This is a genomic window from Microbacterium sp. K24 (assembly GCF_004794465.1).
Lineage (GTDB): Bacteria > Actinomycetota > Actinomycetes > Actinomycetales > Microbacteriaceae > Microbacterium.
Map to the genome: position 1 here is coordinate 1 of NZ_SSDJ01000135.1, position 10,429 is coordinate 10,429.

The 10,429-nt window shown below is 69.5% G+C and carries 6 protein-coding genes; 4 read left to right on the forward strand and 2 right to left on the reverse strand.

Annotation, left to right across the window (positions count from 1 at the left end):
* The coding region (locus tag DW306_RS14095; RefSeq protein WP_136056229.1) for a glycosyltransferase at positions 1-929 on the reverse strand (929 nt) is incomplete at its 3' end.
* A complete protein-coding gene (locus DW306_RS14100; RefSeq protein ID WP_136056230.1) occupies positions 926-3,139 on the reverse strand; it encodes a glycosyltransferase in 2,214 nt (737 codons plus the stop codon). The genes DW306_RS14095 and DW306_RS14100, both read right to left, overlap by 4 nt.
* 127 nt (positions 3,140-3,266) lie before the next feature.
* Here DW306_RS14100 and DW306_RS14105 point away from each other — a divergent pair, with 127 nt between their 5' ends.
* The 4 genes from DW306_RS14105 to DW306_RS14120 form a co-directional block, all read left to right on the forward strand.
* Positions 3,267-4,010 carry a CDP-alcohol phosphatidyltransferase family protein gene (locus tag DW306_RS14105; RefSeq protein WP_136056231.1) on the forward strand — a complete coding sequence of 248 codons (744 nt, stop codon included), beginning with the start codon at positions 3,267-3,269 and terminating at the stop codon, positions 4,008-4,010.
* A complete protein-coding gene (locus tag DW306_RS14110) occupies positions 4,000-4,911 on the forward strand; it encodes a glycosyltransferase family 2 protein (protein ID WP_240747204.1) in 912 nt (303 codons plus the stop codon). The genes DW306_RS14105 and DW306_RS14110 overlap by 11 nt, the downstream gene beginning before the upstream one ends.
* Positions 4,912-4,995: 84 nt before the next feature.
* Positions 4,996-5,640, forward strand: coding sequence for a hypothetical protein (locus DW306_RS14115; RefSeq protein WP_136056232.1), 645 nt, complete (start codon positions 4,996-4,998; stop codon positions 5,638-5,640).
* 185 nt (positions 5,641-5,825) lie between these two features.
* Positions 5,826-10,429: PKD domain-containing protein (locus DW306_RS14120; RefSeq protein ID WP_240747205.1), on the forward strand; the 4,604-nt coding region annotated here is incomplete at its 3' end.

Sequence of the window (10,429 nt, forward strand, 5' to 3'; positions counted from 1 at the left end):
GGACTGGTGCAGGGCGCGGCGGCCCCGAGCGCGCCCTGCACCAGTCCGATTCCGCGCTGCACCTCGCGCGCTCCGCCGGCGCGACGCGGAAGCGAGCCGGACAGCACCCCGGTCACGCACCGAACGGCACCGCGAGCGGACCAGCCGGCGCCCTTGACGAGGTTGCGCACTCGCGAGCGGACTCGCGTCGGAGCATCGTGCGCCATGCGCAGCTCGACCACCGACTGCGTCTGTCCGTGATGCCGGGCTCGCGCCAGCGCGAAGCGCCGGGTCGCGCGCTCGGCCTCGAGCTCGTCCTCGGCGACCGATGCAGGGCAGGCGACGACGCGGCCGCCCGCACGGACGATCGCGCGGGTGAAGAGAGTGTCCTCACCACCGGAGAGGCCGAGCGAGGTGTCGAAGGAGATGCCCGCAGCGCGGACCTGCTCCAGGTCGAGCAGCAGATTGCCTGCGCCGGCGGCGGGCAACGACTCGCCGTCCGTGCGGAGAGGGCGCGCGAAGAGGCCGGATGCCCGCACCCACGGATCGGTGCCGGCCGGGAACTCGGTGTGCACGTGCCCGGCGACCGCCGCGGCGCCGGTCCGACGCCAGGTGTCGACGAGCGCACGAAGCCAGTTCGCCCGTGGGACCTCGTCGTCGTCGATGAAGGCGAGGAGGTCGTATTCACTCGTCACGTCGAGTGCGTGCTGGCGGGCGGCTGCGATTCCCGGGGTCGGCTCGGGGGCATAGGTGACGCGGATGCCGGGCGACGGCGCCGTCGCGACACCCCTCGCACTGCCCTCCGGGTCGTTGTCGATCACGAAGACGTCGACGCTGTCGCGGTCGTCGAGCTCCGCGAAGCGCAGCGGGAGCACAGCGAGGAGGCTGGTGAGACGCTCGGGGCGCCGGTAGGTCGGAATCGCCACGGCGATCCGGACGCCACCGGTCATCGACGTGCCTTCCGCAGCGCGGCGGCGGCATGGAAGGCGAGGGAATGCTCGGCGCCGACCGTCGACCAGTCGCGCTGAGAGAGATCGGGCGACCCCTCGATCCCGGCCGAGACCGCGGAGCGCACGCGCGCCAGATCGGCATCCGTCAGTTCGCCGTCGAAGAGGTGCACCCAGCGCTCGCCGACCTCGATCGCGAGCGCCCGGTTGACGGTGTTGTCGGGAACGAGGATCGCTCGTCCGACCGAGAGCGCGGCCAGCGCGGTGCCGGAGTTGTGCATGTGCCGGTACGGCAGCACGATGAACTCCGCCTCGGAGATGCGCGCCACCAGTTCGGCGTCGTCGAGGAAGCGGAAGTGGAACTCGATCCGCTCGTCGCCCGCGGCGAGGCCGATCAGCTCGGCTTCCAGATCGTCGGTGGAGGGCCGCCCCGCGACCGAGAGGCTCGAGTCGTCGGCATCGAGCGCCCGGAACGCCTCGATCAGCTGCTCCACGCCCTTGTACCGGCGGATCAGGCCGACGTAGCCCATCCGGCCCTCGATCGCCGGCGGCGTGGGGTGCGACGCGAACCAGTCGCGGTAGTGCCCGTGGAGGATCGTCCGCCGCGCATGTCCCTCGGCGAGGGGCGTGTCGTCGTTCAGCGTGATCGTGAGCGTCGTGAGACGGTCGACGGCGTCGAGCAGCACGAGGTCGATCTTCGCCATGTCGGACGGGCGCTCGAGGTTGTGCAGCGTCCGCACGATCGCGACGCCGGTCAGGCGGGCCCTGAGGAGGAACACCGCGGTGAGGATGCGTCGAGCGATCCGACCGGACAGGCGGTGGCCGCCGACGAGGAGTTCGGGCCAGTGCACGTGCAGCACGTCGAGGCGGCCGAGGATGGCGCGCTTCCAGTTGAAGAACGACAGGTCGATGCCGGGCGTGCGGTCGAGCGACTCGCACAGCTGCACCAGGTACGGATTCGTGGTCGGGCGAAGCCGGGTGAGCGACTCCATCACCGCGAGCGGTCGTCGTCGTCCGCGCATCGCCGTCGCGTACCAGTCGCCGACGATGGCCGGCAGCCGGTCCTCGGCCCATCGTCGATGCGGTCGCCCGGGACTCGAGGACGTGTCGCGCAGCATCTCGGCCAGGCGGTCGGGGAGGTTCGGAGCATCCGCCGTGACGACGCGGGCGTTGATGTCTGCGAGCGTCGGCGGACCGCCCAGGTCGAGGCACACCACGGGGAGCCCCATCGCGCTCGCCTCGCCCACGATCCATCCGGCCTGGTCGTGCATCGACGGGAACAGCAGCGCGTCGGAGGCGGCGAGCGTGTCGAGCGTCTCCTCGCGGGGCAGGTGTCCGCGGAACTCGACGCGGTCGGTCACGCCGAGCGTCTTCACGAGCCGCTGCAGTCGGTCGCGTTCGTAGCCCTCGCCGAGGATGAGCAGTCGCCACCCGTCGGCGGCCGGCCGCGAGATGGTCTCGATCGCGAGCGCTGCGCCCTTCCACGCCAGGAGCCGCCCGGCGAAGACAGCGGTCCGGCCGGATTCGCTGCCGCGGTGCGGCGGGATCTCCTCGGCGAAGGCCGCGTTCGGCTCGACGACGACACGCTTCGCCCGGCGGAAACGGTGCGCCACATCGGGATTCTGCGCGACCACGAGTGCTGCACGGCGCGCCGTCGAGTCGCCCCAGATCGCGCGGGGGAGAGCGGTGAGCGCGGTGCGGGCGAGCTCGGTGACGGTGCCGCGCACGCCGAGCCATCGGCGCAACGCCGTGATCGGCACGCGGCTCGCGCCTCCGACGGGACCCCAGACGACAGGGACGTCGAGCTTCGAGATGCCGCACGGAAGCCAGTCGTTGGCGAAGCTGACGTGGTGCGCCACGTCGAAGGAGACGTCGGCGTGCAGTCGTGCCGCCGTCCTGCCGGCGAGGCGCTGCCACAGGGCGTAGTACCAGTAGAGGTCCCAGCCGCGGCGCTTCAGGCGCATCACACGGGCGGGCAGGTCGATGTGCACGACCGTGATCCTGGCGGCGAGTTCGGGCGATTCGGCCAGTGCCGTCGACAACGCATCGCGGAAGCGCTCGCGGGTGAGGATCCAGACGTCGCCGGTCTCGGCAGCGGCGCGGGCGAGCGCCCACCCGGCTGTCGCTTCGGGGCCCTGATCAGGGCCGCAGGCGTACGCACTGATGAGAACGCGTGGTCGAGCGGCTCCGTTCGGAGGGTCGACGAGGGTCATTGCAGTGGTCCTCCCCTTCGCCGAGACGTCAGCGACGCTCCCCAGATGCGTGCCCCCTCGGCAAGGCATACTCTATCTGGTGGATGAGGCCCCTTTTCTGTGGGGTTCGACGGAGGGGACGCGCCGAATGGCCACGGAGACTTTCAGGGATTCGCTGCGGCGTCTGTCCTCCGCGCAGAAGGGCCGCGCGAAGGGCGCTCCCGCTTACAGCGTGTACGTGAACCGCCCGGTCGGCCGCGTGTTCGCGGCCATCGCCCACCGCATCGGCCTCTCGCCGAACGGTGTCACCGCCGTCAGTGCGATCTTCACCTTCTCCGGCATCCTGGTTCTGGCTCTGGCGACGCCTGCGTGGTGGACCGGGTTCCTCGTCTGGTTCCTGCTCGCGATCGGGTACGCCCTCGACTCGGCGGACGGCCAGGTCGCGCGCCTGCGCGGAGGCGGCTCGCTCGCGGGGGAGTGGCTGGACCACTTCATCGATGCCATCAAGATCGTCTCGCTGCCGATCGCCACGGCGATCGGTCTCTTCCGCTTCACGGACGTGCCGACCGGGTACATCCTGGTACCGCTCGCGTTCGCGGTGGTCGCGACCGCGAACTTCTTCGGAATGATCCTGAACGACCTCCTGAAATCGTCGAAGGGGATCGCCTCGGCCACGCAGACCGGCGGCGGTGGTGCCCTGCGATCCGTCGTCCTGCTGCCCGTGGACTACGGCGTGGTCTGCCTCGTGTACGTGCTGTGGGGCTGGGCGAGCGTCTTCGCCGTCGCCTACGCGTTCTTCTTCGCCGCTGCCGCCGCGTTCTGCCTGCTCGCTGCCATCCGCTGGTTCCGCGCGATGCGCAACCTCGGGAACGGAGCCCCGAATGCCGGATGAGTCGATGCTGGCGATCATCGTCGTCAACTACGGGTCATCTGCGCTTCTCGAGTCGAACCTCGTCGCGACGAGCCGTGCCCTCCCGAACGCAGCCGTGTACGTCGTCGACAACCGCACGTCCGCAGACGAAGCCCGCACCGTCGGCGAACTGGCCGAGCGAGAGGGCTGGACCGCCCTGCCGCAGCCCGGCAACCTCGGATTCGGCGGCGGTGTGAACCGTGGCGTCGAGGCAGCCCGCGCCGACGGGAAGACCCGCTTCCTGCTGCTCAACCCGGATGCCTCGATCGGTGCCGAGGCGACGCGCCTCCTGCTCGAGGTGGTCGACGACGCCGAGCCGGTGGTCGCGGCACCCCTGGTCGAAGATGGCGCCGGGCGGGTCTGGTCTGCCGGTCATGTGCTCGATCTGCAGGACGGCGCCACGCACGGGCGGGCCTGGGCGGAACGGCATCCTGACGCGGTCACGCGCCGGTGGCTCACCGGAGCCGCACTGATGATCAACCACGCCGCGTGGACAGCGGTCGGGGGGTTCGACGAGGAGTACTTCCTGTACTGGGAGGACGTCGACTTCTCCCTGCGGATCGAGGATGCCGGCGGACGGCTGGTGCTCGTGGAGCAGGCGAAGGCGATCCATGACGAAGGCGGGACGCAGGGCATCGGCGATCCGGACGTGCATGCGAAGTCGCCGCTGTACTACTACTACAACATCAGGAATCGGATGCTGCTGGCGCAGAAGCTGTTCGATCGGGACACCGTGCGTCGGTGGGATTCCGGTTCGGTGTCCGCAGCGCGCGAGGTGCTCCTCCGTGGTGGCAGGCGGCAGCTGTTGCGGCCCTGGCGGCCGCTGCGGGCCGTCTGGCGCGGATGGCGCGACGGGCGGCGCATCGCGCGGCAGGCGTCCTGACGTCCCCGTCCCGGTGCTGGACTGTCCGATAGAATCTCGGCATCCGTCGACATCACGACGGCGTGGGGCGCGGAGGGGACGATCATGGTCGGAGAACCGGACGGATCAGTGCAGGGCACTCGTCGGAAGACCTGGCTCTGGATCGCGCTCGCCGCGGTGGCGGCTGTCGTCATCGCCGTGATCGTGTACTTCGCCGTCACCGCGGGTTCCTCGGAGGGCGGAGCGCCCACGGCCGACCCGACGCCGTCATCCTCGTCGTCCGCTCCCACGGACGGTGCGGACCCGAGCGGGCAGCCGACCCCGGATCCCTCGGCGACGCCGGGCACGATGCCGGAGTTGCCTCCCGTCACTCCGGACCAGCCCTCCGACAACGGCGAGGGGCTCGTCGCGCAGATCACCGCGATGAAGGCCGTGCAGGGCGAGGCGGTGCAGGCCGGCGAGATCGCGGGTCCGGCTGTGCAGTTCACGCTGCGGCTGACGAACGACACCGACGCTCCGATCGATCTGGGCCTGATCGCGGTGAACGCGTACATCGGCGAGGGGCTGACCCCGGCGGGCGGCCTCGTCAAGCCCGGAGCCGCGCCGTTCGAGGGAACCCTCGACGTCGGTGATTCGACCGACGGCGTCTACGTCTACAGCATCCCCGAGAATCAGCGCGAGGACGTGACCCTGACGCTCGACTACCGTGCGGGTCAGCCCGCGTTCGTCTTCCGCGGCAAGGTCGGCTGAGCCGCCCTCGGCAGGGCCGGTCGGTCGGGGCGCACATTGCGCCTTGCTGATATTCCGGTATTGCCCTAGGATCAGCCCAGGGGAAAGGCCGTCTATGGGGGACGGCCTTCATTTATGCGTCGCTTCTCATGCGCGCAGTGCAACTCTGGGGAGAAACAGTGCACAACTTTTGGGGTGGCCGTTCTGTGACGGCCGACACGCGCGAGAACCGCGCTCACCGTGGCGTGAAGCTGCTCGGCGCTGTCGCCGCAGCTTTGGCTCTCATCGTCGGTGCGCTGACCGTTCCGGTCGCCGCCGTCGCTGACACGACGCCGGCCGCAGGCACGCCTGAGACCTTCGCCGCCGACGCGCTGCCGACCGTGCAGATCGACGGCGTCGTCTATGCGCAGGAAGTCGTCGGCAACACGGTCTACGTGGGCGGCAGCTTCGCGAAGGCGCGGCCCGCCGGGTCTCCGGTCGGGACCAACGAGACGCCGCGCGCGAACCTCCTCGCCTACGATCTGACCACGGGCAACCTGATCTCGTCCTGGAACCCCGGCACGAACGGCACCGTCCTCGACATCAAGAAGTCCGCCGACGGCTCGCGCATCTACGTCGCGGGCATGTTCTCACAGGCCGCCGGCGCATGGCGCTACCGCGTGGCCGCGTTCGACACGGCCACCGGCGCGCTCATCACCTCGTGGGCACCCGAGGCGAACGGCCGCATCGACTCGATCGCACTGACGAACTCCACGGTCTACCTCGCCGGTGAGTTCACCACGATCAACGGCACGCAGCGCACCAAGGTCGCCGCCGTCTCGACGTCGACAGGCGCCGTCACCCCCTTCACGGCCGATGTGCAGGGCGGATACGGCGCGAAGGGCGTCGTCATCTCCCCGGACCAGTCGAAGGTCGTGATCGCCGGATCCTTCACCTCGGTCAACGGCTCGAGCAACCCGGGCCGCGGCATCACGGCGCTCGATGCGACCGTCGGCTCCCTGCTTCCGTGGGCGATGAACAGCGTGCTGCGCAACGCCGGCACGGTGGCCGCGATGTATTCGCTGTCGTCCGACGGCGACAGCGTCTACGGCACGGGCTTCGATTACGGCGGAACCTCGCAGGACGGCTTCGAGGGCGCGTTCCGCGCCAACTGGAGCGACGGCAGCCTGCAGTGGATGGAGGACTGCCACGGCGACAGCTACGACGTCGCTCCCGTCGGTGACGCGATCTACGTGGTCGGCCACCCGCACTACTGCGGCAACGTGAACGGGTTCCCCGAGACGAACCCGCGTTCGTACAAGCACTCGCTCGCCTTCTCCAAGGCCGCGAGCGGCAAGCTGATCACCAACGACACGCAGGGCTACCGCAACTTCGCAGGACAGCCTTCAGGCGACCTGCTGCAGTGGTACCCGGAGTACGTGCCCGGCACGTACACCGGCCAGTCGCAGGGGCCGTGGCAGGTCAGCTCCTCGGGCGACTACCTCCTCGTGGGCGGCGAGTTCCTCAAGGTGAACGGCGCGTCCCAGCAGGGCATCGTGCGCTTCGCGAAGAAGAACGTCGCCCCGAACAAGCAGGGCCCGCAGGTCCAGGGCGGTGCGTGGACGCTCAGCGCCACATCGTTCCAGACAGGTGTGAACCGGCTCTCCTGGAGCGCGAACTACGACCGCGACAACCAGAGCCTGCACTACCAGGTCTTCCGCCAGGACAAGGGCATGACGACGCCCCTGTACGAGACCGACCAGCTCTCCAACTTCTGGACGAGGCCGGCGATGTCGTACCGCGACTCGACGGCGGTGCCCGGAACCACCTACAACTACCGGATCAAGGCCATCGATGCGTACGGCAACAGCACGCAGAGCGACTGGACACCGGTCACGACCGCCGCAGCAGGCGTGTCGACCGCCTATGACGACGCCGTCCTCACCAGCGGCGCCGTGGACTACTGGCCTCTGAACGAGTCCACCGGTACGGCAGGCTACGACTGGGCCGGCGGCAGCGACCTCGCAGTCGCCAACGCGACCCGTGGAGCCGCCGGTCCGGTCACGCCCGGCACGGCGACCACGTTCAGCGGCAGCACCGGCTCGTCGGCCGGCACCACCACCGCGACGGCCGGACCGCAGACCTTCACGGTCGAGGCCTGGTTCAAGACGAACAGCACCCGCGGCGGCAAGATCATCGGCTTCGGTTCGAACGCGACCGGCAACTCCGGCAGCTACGACCGGCAGGTGTACCTCGACAACTCGGGACGCGTCACGTTCGGCGTGTACCCCGGCGCGACCCGCACGGTCACGAGCGGCACCGGCTTCAACGACAACCAGTGGCACCACGTGGTGGCGTCGCTGAGCTCGAAGGGTCAGGTCCTCTGGGTCGACGGCGTCAAGATCGGTGAGCGCACCGACACGACCTCGGCGCAGGACTACATGGGTTACTGGCGCATCGGCGGCGACAACCTCGGCTCCTGGCCTAACGCGGGCACGAGCTCCTACCTGAACGGCTCGATCGCGAATGTCGCCGTCTACGATCGGGCGCTGACCCGCAACGAGATCGATGCGCACCGCATCGCCAGCGGCCGCACCAGCGCGCTGCCTCCGGCACCCGCCGACAACTACGGCAAGTCGGTCTTCGCCCTCGATCCGACGCTGTTCTGGCGTCTGAACGAGACCGGCACCGGCACGTCCGCCGCCGACTCGGGTATGAACAATTCCACCGGCACGTACACGGGCAGCACGAGCGTCCTGGTCAAGAACCAGACCGGCGCGATCTCGGGCGTCTCGAACAAGGCGATCCGCTGGGCTCCGACGACGAGCTCGACCACAGTCCGTCTCGCTGGCACGAAGCAGTACGTGGCTCCGCAGGTCTTCTCGGCGGAGGCGTGGTTCAAGACCACCTCGACGGCAGGCGGCAAGATCGTCGGGTTCGGCGACAGCAACACCGGCCTGAGCAGCAGCAACGATCGTCACATCTACATGACGACCGACGGCAAGCTCAACTTCGGCGTCTGGAACAACGCGCAGTACACGATCACCACCACGGGTGCAGTGAACGACGGCCAGTGGCATCACGTCGTCGGCTCGCTCTCGGGCGACGGCATGGCGTTCTACGTCGACGGCGCGCTCGTCGGCACGAACGCGAACACGGTCGCTCAGGACTACAGCGGGTACTGGCGAGTCGGCAACGACAGCGGCTGGGCCGGCGCGACCACGTTCACCGGCACGATCGACGAGGTCGCGATCTACGGCGCGCCCCTCACCCCGACGCAGGTGAGCGAGCACTACCAGCTCGGCGCCTTCGGCTCGGTGAACCAGGCTCCGACCGCTGCGTTCAGCAGCATCCCGACGGACCTCGACGTGGCGTTCGATGCCTCGACATCGGTCGACACGGATGGCGCGATCGCCTCGTACAAGTGGACCTTCGGCGACGGAGCCTCCTCGACCGACGGACCCACGGCTGCGCACACCTACGCCACAGGTGGCACGTACGACGTGAAGCTCACGGTGACCGATGACCGGGGCGCGACCGCCACGATCACGCAGCCGATCACGGTGCAGGCGGCCAACGTGCTGCCGACCGCCGCGTTCGACGCCGTCGCGACGCACATGAGCGTCGCGGTGGACGCCTCGGCATCCACCGACTCCGACGGCACGCTCGCGACGTACTCCTGGTCGTTCGGCGACGGGGCGGTGGGAAGCGGTAAGACCACGACCCACGCCTACACGACGCCGGGTGAGTACACGGTGACGCTGACGGTCACCGACGATCGGGGCGGCAGCGCGACCACGACGAAGCAGGTGACCGCGGCGCTCGCGCCGAACGTCCTGCCGACCGCCGCGCTCGCCGGGACGATCGCCAACCTGTCGGCATCGCTGGACGCCTCGGCGTCCGCCGACTCCGACGGCCAGATCGTCTCGTACGACTGGAACTTCGGCGACACCGTCACCGCGACGACCACGACGCCGACGACGACCCACGAATATGCGGCAGGCGGTGCCTACACCGTGACGGTGACGGTCACCGACAACCGCGGGGGAACGGCGACGGCGACGAAGCAGCTGACCGCGGTCGAGCCTCCGAAGTTCACGGTGCTGGCGAGCGACAAGTTCGCGCGCACCGTCGCCTCCGGCTGGGGAACCGCAGATCAGGGCGGCGCGTGGACCACGTCCGGAGGAGCCGCGAGCTTCTCGGCGAACGGCACGTCCGGCCAGATCGTCACCAACATCTACGACACCCGTGGCGCGATGTTGAACGCGGTCTCGTCGAAGAACACCGACACCGTGGCGAAGTTCACGGTCGATCGGACCGGTGCGGGGTACTCCTGGACGATGTTCGGCCGTCAGGTCGGCTCGGACAACTACTCGGCCAGGGTGCGGTTCGAGGCGGGCAACACGATGCGGGTCTACATCCTGCGCGGTGAGACCGCCATCGGCGCCTCGTACGTCCTTCCCGGTACCTACACCGCAGGCACGGAGCTCTCGGTTCGCCTCCAGGTCACCGGCACCTCGCCGACGACCATCCGGGCGAAGGTCTGGCGCTCGGCTGACGCCGAGCCGACGGCGTGGCAGCTGTCGGGCACCGACACCACCGCCGCGCTGCAGGCAGCCGGCTCCGTCGGTCTGACGGCGTACCTCGGTGGCACCTCGGCCACGCCCACCGCGACCATGAACCTGCGCTCCTTCACTGTCGTGGACCCCACGGCTCCGACGGCGGCCAACCAGCTCCCGACGGCGGCGTTCACGCCCACGGCGGCAGGTCTCAAGGTCTCGGTCGACGCGGCGGCATCCACCGATCCGGACGGCACGATCCAGTCCTACGC